The sequence below is a fragment of the Burkholderia sp. S-53 genome, assembly GCF_025560745.1.
Classification (GTDB): Bacteria; Pseudomonadota; Gammaproteobacteria; order Burkholderiales; family Burkholderiaceae; genus Burkholderia; species Burkholderia pyrrocinia.
In genome coordinates this window covers 1,018,412-1,033,674 of the sequence record NZ_CP090483.1, presented here as the reverse complement: position 1 = coordinate 1,033,674, position 15,263 = coordinate 1,018,412, and the positions used below count along the sequence as shown (strand labels likewise).

Here is a 15,263-nt window from a genome sequence, read left to right as displayed (position 1 = left end):
AGGTCGAGTCGTTGCGCGCGTGGGTTACATGGCTGGAACGGGCCGGATGCGCGTTACACCGGCACCTTCTTCAGCATCTCGACGCCGACCTGGCCGGCGGCGATCTCGCGCAGCGCGACGACGGTCGGCTTGTCGCGGCTTTCGATCTTCGGCGTATGGCCTTGCGCGAGCTGCCGCGCGCGATAGGTGGCGGCGAGCGCCAGTTCGAAGCGGTTCGGGATTTGCTTCAGGCAGTCTTCGACGGTAATGCGAGCCATGGTGGTAATTCCTTCTGAATATAGTCCTTATTCTACCTTATGTCCCTCGGCCCCCGCGTCATTCCGCGTGGGGCAGATGGATGCCGAGCTCGATGAACAGCTCGGTGTGTCGCGCGTACTGCGAAGCAAAGCGCAGGCGCGTCGCCGCGACGATGCATTCGAGCTCCGCGAGCGCACGCTCGAAATTCTCGTTGATCACCACGTATTCCGCTTCCGACGCGTGCGCGATCTCGCTGCCCGCGGCCAGCAGGCGCCGCGTGATCACGTTCGGTTCGTCCTGGCCGCGCTTCTTCAGGCGCTCTTCTAGCGCGTCGAGCGACGGCGGCAGGATGAAGATGCCGACCGCGTTGCGGAACTGCTTCTTCACCTGCAGCGCGCCCTGCCAGTCGATCTCGAGCAGCACGTCGTGGCCGTTCTTCATCTGCTCTTCGATCCAGACGCGCGACGTGCCGTAGTAGTTGCCGTGCACTTCCGCGCTCTCGAGGAATTCGTGCGCCGCGTGACGCGCGCGGAAATCCTCGACGGACGTGAAGTGGTAATGCTGGCCGTCCTGTTCGCCCGGGCGCGGCTTGCGCGTCGTGTACGAGATCGACAGGCAGATGTCGCTGTCCTTCGACAACAGCGCATTCACGAGCGTCGACTTGCCGGCGCCCGACGGCGCGACGACCATGAACAGGTTGCCGGGATAGACGCCGCCGTGCAGCGAATGCGCGGCGTGGCCGTCGTGGGTGGGGTTGGTCATGTTGCGTTACTCCAGGTTTTGCACTTGCTCGCGCATCTGCTCGATCAACAGCTTGAGTGCCATCGACGCGTCGGCCAGTTCCTTCGCCGCCGCCTTCGAGCCGAGCGTGTTCGCTTCGCGATTCAGTTCCTGCATCATGAAGTCGAGACGCTTGCCGACGCGGCCGCCCTTCTCGATCACATGACGCGTTTCGTTCAGGTGCGCGGTGAGCCGCGACAGCTCTTCCGCGATGTCGATCCGGATCCCGTACATCGTCACTTCCTGACGAATGCGCTCCGCCGCTTCCTCGCGCGTCACGATCGGCGCGCTGCCTTCGGGCGCCGCGATGCCGAGCGCTTCCTGCAGACGCTCGACGATCTTCTGCTGATGCTTCGCGATCAGCTCCGGCACGAGCGGCGTGATGCGCGCGACGATCGCTTCCATCTCGGCGACGTTCGACAGCAGCATCGTCGCCAGTTGCGCGCCTTCGCGCGAACGCACGACGACCAGCTCCCCGATCGCTTCCTTGCCGCACGCGAGCACCGCGTCGCGGATCGCGTCGGCCGACACGCCGCTTTCGGCGATCACGCCGGGCCAGCGCAGGATCTCGCCCGCGCGCAGGCGGCCGACGCCCGGAAACGAGTCGAGCACCGCGCGCTCGAGATCGGCAAGCTGGCCGAGCGCCGACTCGTTCAGCGCGCCCGCACCGATGCTCTGTTCGCCGCGCTGCAGGTTGATGCGTACGTCGACCTTGCCGCGCGACAGCTTGTTCATCAGCATTTCGCGCAGCGCGGGTTCGCACGCACGCACGTCGTCCGGCATCCGGAAATTCAGGTCGAGGAAGCGCGAGTTCACGGTGCGCAGTTCGACCGACACGCTGGTGCCGCCGTTGCCGGTGGCCGTTGCGAGTTCGCGCGTCGCGCTCGCGTAGCCCGTCATGCTGTAGATCATGGTTCGTCTCGCCGTCTGGTTGCCCTCGCGGGCGGGGATATGTCGAGGCGCCCGGCGCATCGAAAGGCGCGGGGCGGGAAGCGCGCATTATCCCATTTTTGCGGACCACCCCGCCGGGCAAGCCGGCCGTTCGGCGCTAAAATCGGGGTTTCCTCTCCTTCCGCGATTCCCACATGACGTCCTCCCTTTCCCGCCCGAGCGGCCGCCGCGCCGACGAACTGCGCAAGGTCGCCCTCACGCGCCACTACACGAAACATGCAGAAGGCTCCGTGCTGGTCGAATTCGGCGACACCAAGGTGCTCTGCACCGCAAGCGTCGCCGAACGCGTGCCCGAATTCCTGCGCGACCGCGGGCAAGGCTGGCTGACCGCCGAATACGGGATGCTGCCGCGCGCGACGCACACGCGCAGCGACCGCGAAGCCGCGCGCGGCAAGCAGACGGGCCGTACGCAGGAAATTCAGCGCCTGATCGGCCGCGCGCTGCGCGCGGTGTTCGATCTCGAGGCACTCGGCCCGCGCACGATCCACATCGACTGCGACGTCATCCAGGCCGACGGCGGCACGCGCACGGCGAGCATCACCGGCGCATTCGTCGCCGCGCACGACGCCGTGTCGAAGCTGATCGCGGCCGGCAAGCTCACGCGCTCGCCGATCACCGACCACGTCGCCGCGATCTCGGTCGGCGTGTACGAAGGCGCGCCGGTGCTCGATCTCGACTACGCGGAAGATTCGCGCTGCGATACCGACATGAACGTCGTGATGACGGGCGCCGGCGGCTTCGTCGAAGTCCAGGGCACGGCCGAAGGCGTGCCGTTCTCGCGCGCCGAGATGAATGCGCTGCTCGACCTCGCGCAGGGCGGGATCGCCGGGCTCGTGCAGTTGCAGAAGGACGTCCTGGGCGCCGGTCATGCCTGACGATCGCACCATCGCGCCGCTGTCGCGCATCGTTCTCGCGTCGAACAACCCCGGCAAGCTGCGCGAATTCACCGCGCTGTTCGCGACGGTCGGCATCGAGATCGTCCCGCAGGGCGACCTTGCGGTTCCCGAAGCGGAAGAACCGTTCGGCACGTTCATCGAGAACGCGCTGACGAAGGCGCGGCACGCGTCGCGGCTCACCGGGCTGCCGGCGATCGCCGACGATTCCGGCCTGTGCGTGCGCGTGCTGCGCGGCGCACCGGGCGTCTATTCGGCACGCTACGCACAGCGCGCGGGCGGCGACAAGGGCGACGCGGCGAACAACGCGTATCTCGTCGAGCAATTGCGCGGCGTCGACGACCGGCGCGCATACTATTGCTGCGTGCTCGCGCTCGTGCGCCATGCGGACGATCCCGAGCCGCTGTTCGCCGAAGGGCGCTGGGCCGGCGAAATCGTCGACACGCCGCGCGGCGAGCACGGATTCGGCTATGACCCGTATTTCTACCTGCCGTCGCTCGGCGCGACGGCAGCCGAACTCGAGCCGGCCGTGAAGAACACGCACAGCCACCGCGCGCTTGCGCTGAAGGCGCTGCTTGCGCGGCTCGCGGAGGAAGCATGACCGTGCCCGATACCCATTCGCTGCGGGAGGCCGCATGAGCCAGGCCGCGGAAACCGGCGCGCGCGTCGTCGCGACGTTCACGTCGCCCGGACAGGTGCGGCTCACGTCGCTGCCGCCGCTCGCGCTGTACGTGCATTTTCCGTGGTGCGTGCGCAAGTGCCCGTACTGCGATTTCAACTCGCACGAGTGGAAAGGCGAACGGTTCCCGGAAACCGAGTATCTCGACGCGCTGCGCGCCGATCTCGAGCAGGCGCTGCCGCTCGTGTGGGGACGGCAGGTGCATACCGTGTTCATCGGCGGCGGCACGCCGAGCCTGCTGTCGGCGGCCGGCCTCGACCGGATGCTGTCCGACGTGCGTGCCCTGCTGCCGCTCGACGCCGATGCCGAGATCACGCTCGAGGCGAATCCGGGTACGTTCGAGGCCGCGAAGTTCGCGCAGTTCCGCGCGAGCGGCGTGAACCGGCTGTCGGTCGGCATCCAGAGCTTCAACGAGGCGCACCTGAAGGCGCTCGGCCGGATTCACGACACCGCGCAGGCGCGCGCCGCTGTCGAGATCGCCGCGAAGAACTTCGACAACTTCAACCTCGACCTGATGTTCGCGCTGCCGAACCAGACGCTCGATGAATGCCGCACCGACATCGAGACCGCGCTGTCGTTCGCGCCGCCGCATCTGTCGCTGTATCACCTGACGCTCGAGCCGAACACGCTGTTCGCGAAGTTCCCGCCCGTCGTCCCCGACGACGACGCGTCGGCCGACATGCAGGAATGGATCCACGCGCGCACGACCGAGGCCGGCTACGGGCGCTACGAAGTCTCCGCCTACGCGAAGCCGAATCATCAGTGCAAGCACAACCTGAACTACTGGCGCTTCGGCGACTATCTCGGGATCGGCGCGGGCGCGCACACGAAGCTGTCGTTCCCGAACCGGATCCTGCGGCAGGCACGCTACAAGCATCCGGCAACCTTCATCGAGCAGGCGATGGCCGGCACGGCCGTACAGGAAGAGCGTGAAGTCGGTGCGCGCGACCTGCCGTTCGAGTTCATGCTGAATACGCTGCGGCTCGTCGAGGGCTTCCCCGTGCACAGCTTTGCCGAACGCACGGGCCTGCCGATGAGCACGATCGAGCCGGCGCTGAAGGAAGCGGAACGGCGCGGGCTGATCGCGCGCGATTTCGCGCAGATCGCACCGACCCCGCTCGGTCAGCGTTTCCTCAACGACCTGCAGGAACTGTTCCTGCGCGACGATTGAAACGACGAGTGCGAAGCTGGGGACGGCACTGAAGTGCCGGCTCCGGTCGACCGCGATGCATGGGACCGGAGTAGGCACTGAAGTGCCAACTCCGGTCGACAGGCGCGGCATTTCGGTTACAATGCCGCCTCGCGTGGAAGCGTGGCCGAGCGGTTTAAGGCACTGGTCTTGAAAACCAGCGACGGGAAACTGTCCGTGAGTTCGAATCTCACCGCTTCCGCCAGCAAGTTCGCCAAACCCCGTCCATTCGCTGAATGACGGGGTTTTTGTTTGTCCGCACGCCCCTCCCCACGTTCCGACGCGCCGCGCCGGATGCCGTTACAATCCCGCGCTCCGATTCGCGAAACGGGAAACCCACGTCATGAAACCCTTCATCGTCTCGTCGCTCGTCGCCATGCTGGCTGCCGTCAGCACGCACGCCGCGGCCGACACCGCCTCCGGCAGCGACGCGCAGGCGTCGTGCGCGATCGCATACGTGACCGGCGTCGGCGGCTCGCCGCGCGGCCTGAGCGAATACCTCGCGAGCCCGTCACCCTACAACTACCTGAAGGACAACGATCTCCAGTGCAAGGTGTCGGACGACGGACGCACGTCGAACTGCACCGGCGTGACCTACCTCCGCAACGAACAGGTCAGCGTGTACGACGATTCCGATCCGGCGACGCTGACCGTCGTGGCGCGCGTCGAGCTCGACCACGGCCAGAAGTACCCGGTGATCGTCGTCGTGCAACGAAAGGACGCACGCTGCAAACAATGACGCAGCCACGCGCGCGCCCGTCAATCGACACGGAACCTGCGCTCGCGGCAGCGCACAACCGAATCCGCGTGACGGCCACCGTCGCACCGTGCCGGCAGTCTCCCGGCCCGCCCCGCGATCACCTAGAATTCGTTCAACACGGCGACACGACCGCCGCCGCGTAGTCGATGCCGCACGCGCCACCCCTGCGCGCGGCACAGGGAGATCGCCATGACCGAACTGTCGACATCGACGGAACACGTCGATTACGAAGGCTTCGAGATTCATGTCGTGCCGGCCACCGCGCCCGGCAACGACACGCGCTACACCTACACCGGCTACGTGTGCCATCCGGGCGCGAATCCGGCACTGCCCGGCCACGCGGTGCCGTTCCACGCGGACGGCGAGGAAAGCTTCGCGAGCATCGATGAAGCGGTCCACGAAGCCGTGCACATCGGCAAGAGCATCATCGACGGTACGCACCCCGACCTGTCGGTGCTGTCGCTCGTCACGCACGGCTTCTGAACCCGGCGGACGGCATCGCATGCGATTGCGCGGACATCGGTCGCGGTGCCGCATTCGGCGACCGCTGCGCGCGGCCGGACGATCGTCGCGAGCCTGCGCGTAATCCGCGTGTTGCGCCTTTCAAGCTTTCAACCTTGCAACACGTACGCCGGCACGCGCATGCGCTGCCGCAACGCGAGCCGGTCGGGCGCGCCGTCACATGTCACGTCACATCGCAACGCGCGGTGCGGCGCCCGGCCGTCATCATCAGCGATCGCAACGCCCGGCAGCGCGCGTTATGCGTTTCTCCCGATATCGGCTTGCGCGCATGCGCCTATCATTTTTTTATAGTCACCTCTGGCTATCTTCCATGCGCCTCCTTCTCCGTCCGCGCGTCGACCGGCTGCGTATTGCTGCGCTGGCCGTCGTCGCCATGCTTGCGGCGTGCACGATCACGCCGCCGCCGTCGCTGCACTCGATCCTGACGATTCCGTCGATCACGCGCAGCGCGAGCCGCGACCAGTATCGCGTCGAGATCGCACAACGCGTTGCCGAACGCAATCCGTCCGGCATGCTGCACGGCACACCGCAGGCGATGCTCCGTTCGCTCGTCGTCGTCGCATTCACCGTCGATCGCAACGGCCGCCTCGTCAACGCCTCCATCTATCGCAGCAACGGCGACAGCGAAGCGGAAGCGCTCGCGCTCGCGTCGCTGCGCCGCTCGGCGCCGCTGCCGGCGCCGCCGTCGCGACTGCTCGACGGCAACGGCCAGATCGAAATGATGGAAGGCTGGCTCTTCAACGACGACGGCCACTTCCAGTTGCAAAGCACCGCGTCCGCGCAGGCGCAGTCGCTCGACTGACCGCCCGCCGCGCCGCGATTGCCGGTGTGCGGCGGCGCTGGCTATAATTTTCCTCGATCGCGCGGCCATCACGCCGCGCGCGCTCGCGCGCCCCACCCGGCATGCGAGCCGACCACGCCGGCACCGGGCGGCGGCGACCTACCCGTCTCCATCGTCGACCGGCGGGTGACGTCCGCACGACGGCGCGCTTCCACGCCACCACCGCATCATCCGCTCGGCTGCCCCCGGCAGGCGTCCGCCTGCCCGACCGCACGCACAGCCGACCGCCCCAACGACAAAACGGAGACATCCATGTCCGCATCCCCCCCGACCGTTGCACACGCAACCGGTTCGGCCGGCGCCGTCAGCCACCGGCGCATCGTGTTCGCGAGCTTCATCGGCACCGCGATCGAGTTCTACGATTTCTACGTGTACGCGACGGCCGCCGCGCTCGTCATCGGCCCGGTCTTCTTCCCGCACGGCTCCGCGACCGCGCAGGCGCTGTCCGCATTCGTCACGTTCGGCATCGCGTTCATTGCGCGCCCGATCGGCTCGTTCCTGTTCGGGCATTTCGGCGACCGCATCGGCCGCAAATCGACGCTCGTCGCGTCGCTGCTCGTGATGGGCGTGTCCACCACCGCAATCGGCTTCGTGCCCGGCTACGACGCGATCGGCACGCTCGCGCCGGTGCTGCTGTGCGTGCTGCGCTTCGGCCAGGGGATCGGCCTCGGCGGCGAATGGGGCGGCGCGGCGCTGCTCGCGACCGAGCACGCGCCGCAGGGCAAGCGCGGCTGGTTCGGGATGTTCCCGCAGCTCGGGCCCTCGGTCGGCTTCCTGATGTCGAACGGCCTGTTCTTCGCGCTCGCGCTGTCGCTGTCCGACGAGCAGTTCCGCAGCTGGGGCTGGCGCATCCCGTTCCTGGTCAGCGCGGTGCTCGTCGCGCTCGGCCTGTACGTGCGGCTCAAGATCACCGAAACGCCCGCGTTCCAGGCGGCGCTCGATCGCAACGAACGCGTGCGCGTGCCGGTCGCGACGCTCGTCACGCAACACTGGCAGCCGACGCTGCTCGGCGCGCTCGCGATGGTCGTCTGCTACACGCTGTTCTACATCTCGACGGTGTTCTCGCTGTCGTACGGCGTGTCGGCGCTGCATATTCCGCGCCAGAGCTTCCTCGGCCTGCTGTGCTTCGCGGTCGTGTTCATGGGGCTCGCAACGCCGCTTTCCGCGTGGGCGTCGGACCGTTTCGGCCGCAAGCCGGTGCTCGTCGTCGGCGCGGTCGCCGCGCTGTTGTCCGGTTTCGCGATGGAACCGCTGCTCGGCAGCGGCTCGATGCCGCTCGTCGCGCTGTTCCTGACGATCGAGCTGTTCCTGATGGGCGTGACGTTCGCGCCGATGGGCGCGCTGCTGCCGGAACTGTTCCCAACCAACGTCCGCTATACGGGCGCGGGTGTCGCGTACAACCTCGGCGGGATCCTCGGCGCGTCGATCGCGCCGTATATCGCGCAACTGCTGGCTGCGCGCGGCGGGCTGTCGTGGGTCGGCGGCTATGTATCGATCGCGGCGGCGATCAGCCTGGTCGGCGTGCTGCTGATGCGCGAAACGCGCGACGCGTCGCTCGTCTGAGACCCCGGGGCGACCCGGGTTGTGCGGCGGCCGGCGCTGCCTATACTCGATCCTGGGCGCGCCGCTGCGCCCCCGGATCCCGCCCCGAAGGAGCCGCCGCCATGAACATCCGCCTCGGCAATGCCGATCTCGTCCTGATCCTCGCGCTCGCGCTGGGTGGCGCGCTGCTGCTCGCGCTGCGCTTCCGGCCGAAGACGTGGCGCGGCCTCCTGTTCGAGGCGCTGCTGGCGAATCTGGCGGCCGTCGCCGCCGTCATCACGGTCGAGGCGCTGCTCGCCTGAACCGGCCCGCCCCGCTGCGTCAGGCGGTCAGTCGCGCGCGCAGCGCGCCGTAGGCGGGGCCGACCGCATCGATCGCGTCCAGCGCCTGCTCGACGGACGGCATCGCGCCCGGCTCGCCGATCGACAGTGCATTCGGTGCGCCGCCGATGCCGCAATGGTGGCGCGACGTCGCGACGAAAATCATCACGGTCGGCCGCTGCAGCGCGTGCGCCATGTGCACGAACCCCGTATCGACGCCCACCACGAGCGCGGCCCGGCCGAGCGCCGCGCCGAGTTCGCGCACCGTCATCGCGGGCAGCACGACCGCGCCCGGCGCGCGCGCGGCGATGTCCTGCGCGTCGTCATGCTCGGCAGCCGATCCCCATGGCAACAGCACGCGCACGCCGCGCGCCATCATCTGCGTGGCGAGCGCGGCCCAGTGGTCGGCCGGCCATTTCTTGTCGGGATTGGACGTCGCATGGAACAGCAGCATGAACGGCGCGCCGTCGGTCACGGCCGCCGGCAGGCTCGCGACCTGCGGCGGGACGACGCCGTACGTGGCAACGCCCTCGGGCACGTAGCCGAGCGCCTCGCCGGCGCTCACTCGCATCCCGTGCCACGCATCGCAGTCCGGCCGCGGGCCGAAGCGATGCGAATACGCGAAGCGTGCGCCCGTTTCGCCGAGATCCTGTGTCTGGTAGCCGACGCGACGCGCGGCGCGCGCCAGCGCCGAAATGATCGCGCTCTTGTAGACGCCGTGCAGGTCGATGACCGCGTCGTAGCGGTGCGCACGCAACGCGCCGATCGACGCCGAGATCGCCTTCAGGTCGCCGGCGTTCCGGAGTTTCTTGAAGCGGCGCAGCGGTGCGCACAGGACGGCGCTCACGCCCGGATGCCAGCGCACGACCTCGGCGCACGATTCGTCGACTGCCCAGTCGACCGTCACGCCGGGAAAGGCGCGATGCAGGTCCGCGACGACCGGCAGTGTCTGGACGACGTCACCTAGCGACGTCACTTTTACGATGAGGATGCGTTTCACGTTTGCGGGGAAGAGCCAACCATTTTGGGATGCTAGCGACGGATGTCCGCCACGCACATTACCCCTGAATTATATTTGTAACGAAATGTTTCAAGCTTGCGAAACACTGACACCCAAGGCGTCGCCCCGGTTCCTTTTTATAATGCGGTCTTTGCCTTCCGGCCCGCGCCGATGCCACGCCCCGCCCTTCCCGCCCTGTTTCCCGCTCTCACCCGCCGCTCGCTGCGAATCTGGCGCCAGTACGGCGTGTTCTGGCTCGGCGCGATCGTCGTCGGCCTCGCGGCCGTGCTTTACGCGCGGCTGATCGACTGGGGCTACGAGACCTTCCGCACGATGCGCGATCACGCCCCGTGGCTGCCGCTGCTGCTGACGCCGGCAATCGCCGCCGCGTCCGTGTGGATCACGCGCCGGTTCTTCCGCGGCGCCGAGGGCAGCGGCATCCCGCAGGTGATCGCAACGCTGCATGCGCGCCCGAGCGCATTCGGCGCCCGGCTGCTGACATTGCGCATCCTGTTCGGCAAGGTGCTGGTGTCGTTCCTGGGCATCCTGGGCGGCTTCACGATCGGTCGCGAGGGGCCGACCGTGCAGGTCGGCGCGGCGCTGATGTTCAACCTGCGGAGATTCTACCCGCGCTCGAACGCGCAGATCGAACGCCAACTGGTGCTGGCCGGCGCGGCGGCCGGGCTGTCGGCCGCGTTCAATACGCCGCTCGCCGGGATCGTGTTCGCGATCGAGGAGCTGACCCGCAGCTTCTCCGCGCGCGCGAGCGGCGTGCTGATCACCGCGATCATCCTCGCCGGCGTCGTCGCGCTCGGCCTGAACGGCAACTATACCTATTTCGGCACGATCGATGCCGGCCCCCATTTCCCGAAGCTGCTGGCGCTCGCGGTGCTGGTCACCGCGATCGTGACGGGCATCGCGGGCGGCCTGTTCTGCTGGCTGCTGCTCAACACGGGACGCTGGCTGCCCGCGCAACTGCTCGGCCTGTATCGCGAGCGGCCGATCGCGTTCGCCGCGCTGTGCGGCTTCGTGATCGCCGTCGTCGGCCTCGTGTCGGGCGGCACGACGTTCGGCAGCGGCTATGCCGAGGCGCGCGGCCTGCTCGACGGCCGCGAGCAGCTGTCGGTGTTCTACCCGTTCCTGAAAATGGTGTCGATGGTCGCGTCGTACCTGCCGGGCATCCCGGGCGGGATCTTCGCGCCGTCGCTGTCGATCGGCGCCGGATTCGGCAACCTGCTGCACATCGTGTTCGGCAACATGAGCCTGCCGATGCTGATCGCGCTCGCGATGGTCGGCTATCTTGCAGCCGTCACGCAGTCGCCGATCACGTCGTTCGTGATCGTGATGGAGATGATCAACGGCCACGCGCTCGTGATTTCGCTGATGGCCACCGCGCTGGTGTCGAGCCGCGTGTCGCGCTTTTTCGCGCCGCCGCTCTACGAAACGCTCGCCCAGCGCTATCTCGCGCCGCCCGTCGCGGCCGCGGAACCGGCCGCGGCAACCGCGGCGGCGACCGGCGTCACCGAGCCGCAGGATGCGACCGCCGCACCCGCCGATCCGCTCGACACGCTGCGCGACGAAGACAGCGACAAGTTGGCCACCACGGCACCGGGCGATGGCGCGGCACACGCGCCGGCGCCGCACGACGCCGGGCCGGCGGCGTCCGGCACCCATGCCCCGGCGCAGCCCGGCCCGCGCGACGCTCAGTAGATCACGACGGGTGCCGGACGATAGTAGACGGGCCGTGCCGGCACGACGATGCACCCGGCCAGCGTGATCGCGACGAGCGCGATGGCGATTGCGGTTCTTTTCATCACGCACCTCCATCATGCCCAGTGGCCGCGGGTCCAGAACCAGTTCGGACCGCGCTGGTCCCAGTGGCCCGGCACCCATTGCATGCCGACGCGCTCGGCTTCCCAGTGCCCGCCGATCCACACGTAGCTGCCATGGTCCCAGTGCCAGTGCCCGCGTTCCCACACATAGCCTACCCGCGTGGTCGGCACGACCTCGTAGCGCACGGGCGGCGGCGCATTCGGCGCGACGACGACGATTTCCTCGGTGCGCACGGCGACCGGCTCGGCGATGACCAGGCGGCCCTGCGGCGCGATCACGGGTGCGCCGACGAGGATCTCGTCCGCATGCGCGGCAAACGGCGCGACGACGGCTGACAGGCCCGCGGCAAACAGCGCGAGCGAAACGATACGACGTTGAACGGTAGAGACAGCCATCACAACCTCCTGGTTGAACAAGTAACGCGAGCGTATTCGTTCAATGCGGGAGGACCGATAACGGCCGACAGGCGTCGTGTTACGGCGTGCCCGAAAGTGCAACAGGGCGTAAGACGCGCACGGCGGCGGGTACCGCCGTGCGGAGGGACAGGCAACGGTCAGGCTTGCGGGATCTCGATCTTCACTTCGAGGACTTCGAGATCGTCCTGGCGCTCGAGGCTCACGCGGATGTCATCGTTCGAAATATGGACGTACTTCGAGATGACCGCGACCAGCTCTTTCTGGAGCGCCGGCAGGTAATCGGCCGGCGGCCGGCCGCCGACCCGCTCGTGCGCGATGATGAGCTGCAGGCGCTCCTTCGCGACCGATGCGGACTTCTTCTTCTCGCCGAGGAGAAACGAAAGGATGGACATGGGCGGCCTCCGTTACTTGCTGCCGAAGAGGCGCTGCAGCAGGCCCGGCTTCTGGTAATCGGTGAAGCGCAGCGGCTTGTCCTCGCCGAGGAAGCGCGCGACGACGTCCTTGTACGCTTCGGCGACATCGGTGCCGTCGATGTGCACGGCCGGCAGGCCCTGGTTCGACGCGTGCAGCACGGCTTCCGATTCGGGCACCACGCCGATCAGCTTGATCCGCAGGATCTCGCTGATGTCCTCGAGCGACAGCATCTCGCCTTCGCTCACGCGCTTCGGGCTGTAGCGCGTGATCAGCAGGTGTTCCTTGATCGGATCCTTGCCTTCGGTCGCGCGCTTCGTCTTCGACGACAGGATGCCGAGAATGCGGTCCGAGTCGCGCACCGACGACACTTCCGGGTTCGTGACGATCAGCGCTTCGTCGGCGAAGTACATCGCGTGCAGCGCACCGGCTTCGATACCGGCCGGCGAATCGCAGACGATGTATTCGAAGTCCATCGCGACCAGGTCGTTCAGCACCTTCTCGACGCCGTCACGCGTCAGCGCGTCCTTGTCGCGCGTCTGCGACGCCGGCAGGATGAACAGGTTCTCGCACTTCTTGTCCTTGATCAGCGCCTGGTTCAGGTTCGCTTCGCCCTGGATCACGTTCACGAGGTCATACACGACGCGACGCTCGCAGCCCATGATGAGATCGAGGTTGCGCAGGCCGACGTCGAAGTCGATCACGGCCGTCTTGTGGCCGCGCAGCGCGATACCGGACGCAAAGCTCGCGCTCGTCGTCGTCTTGCCCACGCCGCCCTTGCCCGAGGTCACCACGATGATTTTTGCCATTTACCCAATACCCTGTGTTCGTCAATGAGAGCCGATCGACCCGGAGCGCCGCGTGGATTACGTCAGGCGCAGCGGTTCGATCATCAGTTTTTCCTCTTCGAGCCGGATCTGCACCGCTTTGCCCAGGACTTCGGCGGGCAACGGGTTCTCGGTTGTTCGATAGATACCCGCGATCGAAATCAGTTCCGGTTCGAGACACGTGCAGAAAATGCGCGCGTCGTGATTGCCGTGCACGCCCGCGAGTGCGCGGCCGCGCAACGGCGCGTAGATGTGGATATTGCCTTCCGCGATGATCTCCGCGCCGTGACTGACCGGCGCGAGCACCACGAGGTCTCCTTTCGCGTAAATCTGCTGCCCCGAACGCAACGGCCGGTCGATCACGAGCGTCTGGCCGCCCGTCTGGCTCGACGCCGGCGCCGGCTCGGATGCCTGCTCGGGCGCCGCCGCGGCTGCTGCAGCGACGACGGCCTCGGCGACCGGCGACGCTTCCGCGCCCTCGGCCGGCTTCACGGCCGGCCCACGGCGATCGCGCGCCTCGAGCAACGGCAGGCCGGCTTCCCCCGCCCAGCCCTGCGTTGCCAGTGCGACCACGCCCACCGGGCGCATCCGCACGTCGTTCAGCATCTGGCGGATATCGGCCAGCGCGACGCGTTCTCCCTCCGCCAGGCGGCGGACGTCGATCGCGACGACGTCGTCGGCAAAAAACTCGGGGGTCGCTTCGAAGCGCTTGACCAGTTCGGTACGCAACGCATCGAGATCGGTCGTCTTCACGGTGAACAGCAACGTATCGACCGATCCGCTGCGCAGCTCGAAGAATGGCGATTTTTTAAGCGACATGGACACTCTGCAAAAATTTTTTGCGTATTTTACAGGCGTCCACGCGCGCGGCCATTATTTTTGGGACTCCGGGTTGCGAAGGCCCGGGCGGGCGCGCAACCGGCAGGCGGGCAGGCAAGCGGGCGACCAGGCCTTCATCGCGCCGCGCGGGCGTCACTTCAGTGCTTCACTTGCGACACGAACAGCGATTTCATCGCGCCGGGCATCCGCGCGATCGGCGCGTGTTCGCCGGTGTTGCCGAAACCCGCGCGTTCGTAGAAACGAATCGCGTTACGGTTTGCATCGGCGATCCATGCATAGACCTCCCGGGCGCCGCGCTCGGCGAGCCACGCGGTGGCCGTTTCAAGCAGCAGCACGCCGCCGCGCAGGTGGCGCACCGCGTGCGCGACCCACAGCTCGCTGACGAACGCACGCCGATCGGGCGTGTTGTCGAAATACGCGCCGATCATGCCGGCCGGATGGCCTTCGGTGTACAGCAGGAAAGTCGTCGACTCGTCGGACACGGCGCGCTGCGCGGCAATCGCCGATGCAGCGTCCGTTTCGACGTTCAGCAATTCGGCCTCCGGCGCTTCGCCGGGCGCATAGGGCTCACGTAGCGATGCGGCGCGGAGTTCGCGATACACGCCGCCCTGGTCGGCAACGATACGACGAACGGTCAAGGTCGAACTCATGCAGGCACAGCCCCCTTCGGACAGCAAGCTACTAGCTTCAACCGAAAGCGGGGCATGAGTCAAATCGTTATTTTCAAATGGCGGCGCGAATCGAAAGGCGGCAGGCGCCGCCGGTGGCGGCGTGCACCAACCGGTGTGCAGGTGCAGCATCGGCGTGTCGATGGGTACCGACGAACGGCCGCCGCTGCGTGGTCGCTCGACGCGCTGCGCCGTTCGCCTTGCGATGCGCGGCAATCGCATTTCGGGCGGCTTCGCATTTCTCCGGGAATGCCGTAATGCTACGTAAGATATGCAACCGAAAAGCGCCGCTGCCGGTACTCGCGCCATTCCATTTATTGCAATGCAACATTTGTTGCGGACCTGCGGAGCCGGTGTCAGCTCTCGTCAAGTCGCACTAATCGTCTGACAAACACGCGGATCGCGCGGGCCGATCCGGTCTCGCGTGCATGTTTCAATCGGCGCGCACCGGCCCTTCCCGGCATGCGTCGCACGCGGTACTCCGTTTGGAGCGTGGCGCCTAGCGCCGGGGATTGGAAAGCGTGCGCACGGGTCGTATAACAGGCAGAACCGGG

General features: G+C 67.3%; 18 protein-coding genes and 1 tRNA gene. 10 read left to right on the top strand and 9 right to left on the bottom strand.

Annotation, left to right across the window (positions count from 1 at the left end; all coding sequences use genetic code 11):
* Positions 1-53: 53 nt before the first annotated feature.
* The 3 genes from rpoZ to LXM88_RS09840 are packed head-to-tail and all read right to left on the bottom strand — an operon-like array spanning position 54 to position 1,929.
* Positions 54-257, bottom strand: coding sequence for a DNA-directed RNA polymerase subunit omega (gene rpoZ / locus LXM88_RS09850; protein WP_006025620.1), 204 nt, complete (start codon positions 255-257; stop codon positions 54-56).
* Positions 258-315: 58 nt separating this feature from the next.
* Complete coding sequence (gmk, locus tag LXM88_RS09845; RefSeq protein WP_262541681.1) at positions 316-999, bottom strand: guanylate kinase; 684 nt, start codon at positions 997-999, stop codon at positions 316-318.
* Between the two features lie 6 nt (positions 1,000-1,005).
* Positions 1,006-1,929 carry a YicC/YloC family endoribonuclease gene (locus LXM88_RS09840; RefSeq protein WP_262541680.1) on the bottom strand — a complete coding sequence of 308 codons (924 nt, stop codon included), beginning with the start codon at positions 1,927-1,929 and terminating at the stop codon, positions 1,006-1,008.
* Positions 1,930-2,102: 173 nt separating this feature from the next.
* Between LXM88_RS09840 and rph the strand changes: the two genes are divergently transcribed.
* The 9 genes from rph (at position 2,103) to LXM88_RS09795 (ending at position 8,696) form a co-directional block, all read left to right on the top strand.
* Positions 2,103-2,843: a ribonuclease PH gene (rph, locus tag LXM88_RS09835; RefSeq protein ID WP_262541679.1), complete on the top strand. Its 741-nt coding sequence runs from the start codon at positions 2,103-2,105 to the stop codon at positions 2,841-2,843.
* Complete coding sequence (rdgB, locus tag LXM88_RS09830; RefSeq protein WP_262541678.1) at positions 2,836-3,462, top strand: RdgB/HAM1 family non-canonical purine NTP pyrophosphatase; 627 nt, start codon at positions 2,836-2,838, stop codon at positions 3,460-3,462. Before rph ends, rdgB begins: the two co-directional genes overlap by 8 nt.
* Positions 3,463-3,496: 34 nt before the next feature.
* Positions 3,497-4,711: a radical SAM family heme chaperone HemW gene (gene hemW, locus LXM88_RS09825; protein WP_262541677.1), complete on the top strand. Its 1,215-nt coding sequence runs from the start codon at positions 3,497-3,499 to the stop codon at positions 4,709-4,711.
* Positions 4,712-4,846: 135 nt separating this feature from the next.
* Positions 4,847-4,934, top strand: a tRNA-Ser gene (locus LXM88_RS09820).
* A gap of 138 nt (positions 4,935-5,072) precedes the next feature.
* Entirely contained in the window at positions 5,073-5,468 is a 396-nt protein-coding gene (locus LXM88_RS09815) for a hypothetical protein (protein WP_047900070.1), read from the top strand.
* 210 nt (positions 5,469-5,678) lie between these two features.
* Entirely contained in the window at positions 5,679-5,972 is a 294-nt protein-coding gene (locus LXM88_RS09810) for a hypothetical protein (RefSeq protein ID WP_262541676.1), read from the top strand.
* Between the two features lie 349 nt (positions 5,973-6,321).
* Positions 6,322-6,813: an energy transducer TonB gene (locus tag LXM88_RS09805; protein ID WP_262541675.1), complete on the top strand. Its 492-nt coding sequence runs from the start codon at positions 6,322-6,324 to the stop codon at positions 6,811-6,813.
* Between the two features lie 291 nt (positions 6,814-7,104).
* Entirely contained in the window at positions 7,105-8,415 is a 1,311-nt protein-coding gene (locus tag LXM88_RS09800; RefSeq protein WP_262541674.1) for an MFS transporter, read from the top strand.
* Positions 8,416-8,516: 101 nt separating this feature from the next.
* A complete protein-coding gene (locus LXM88_RS09795) occupies positions 8,517-8,696 on the top strand; it encodes a hypothetical protein (RefSeq protein ID WP_047900066.1) in 180 nt (59 codons plus the stop codon).
* A gap of 19 nt (positions 8,697-8,715) precedes the next feature.
* On the opposite strand, the gene waaC is transcribed toward LXM88_RS09795, so the two are convergent.
* Positions 8,716-9,714, bottom strand: a complete 999-nt coding sequence (gene waaC, locus LXM88_RS09790) for a lipopolysaccharide heptosyltransferase I (protein WP_262541673.1) — start codon at positions 9,712-9,714, stop codon at positions 8,716-8,718.
* A 171-nt stretch (positions 9,715-9,885) separates the two neighbouring features.
* Here waaC and LXM88_RS09785 point away from each other — a divergent pair, with 171 nt between their 5' ends.
* Positions 9,886-11,424, top strand: a complete 1,539-nt coding sequence (locus LXM88_RS09785) for a chloride channel protein (protein ID WP_262541672.1) — start codon at positions 9,886-9,888, stop codon at positions 11,422-11,424.
* A gap of 116 nt (positions 11,425-11,540) precedes the next feature.
* Here the strand turns inward: LXM88_RS09785 and LXM88_RS09780 are convergent, their stop codons facing one another.
* The 5 genes from LXM88_RS09780 to LXM88_RS09760 form a co-directional block, all read right to left on the bottom strand.
* A complete protein-coding gene (locus tag LXM88_RS09780; protein ID WP_262541671.1) occupies positions 11,541-11,942 on the bottom strand; it encodes a YXWGXW repeat-containing protein in 402 nt (133 codons plus the stop codon).
* Positions 11,943-12,100: 158 nt separating this feature from the next.
* Positions 12,101-12,355 (bottom strand): cell division topological specificity factor MinE, encoded by a 255-nt coding sequence (gene minE, locus LXM88_RS09775; RefSeq protein WP_006486661.1) that lies wholly within the window; start codon positions 12,353-12,355, stop codon positions 12,101-12,103.
* 12 nt (positions 12,356-12,367) lie between these two features.
* On the bottom strand, positions 12,368-13,183 hold the full coding sequence (gene minD / locus LXM88_RS09770; RefSeq protein ID WP_034182973.1) for a septum site-determining protein MinD: 816 nt from the start codon (positions 13,181-13,183) through the stop codon (positions 12,368-12,370).
* A 57-nt stretch (positions 13,184-13,240) separates the two neighbouring features.
* The gene (minC, locus tag LXM88_RS09765) at positions 13,241-14,020 is read right to left on the bottom strand and encodes a septum site-determining protein MinC (protein WP_262541669.1); all 780 of its coding nucleotides are present in this window, start codon (positions 14,018-14,020) and stop codon (positions 13,241-13,243) included.
* Between the two features lie 158 nt (positions 14,021-14,178).
* A complete protein-coding gene (locus tag LXM88_RS09760; protein ID WP_262541668.1) occupies positions 14,179-14,841 on the bottom strand; it encodes a GNAT family N-acetyltransferase in 663 nt (220 codons plus the stop codon).
* Positions 14,842-15,263 lie beyond the last annotated feature (422 nt).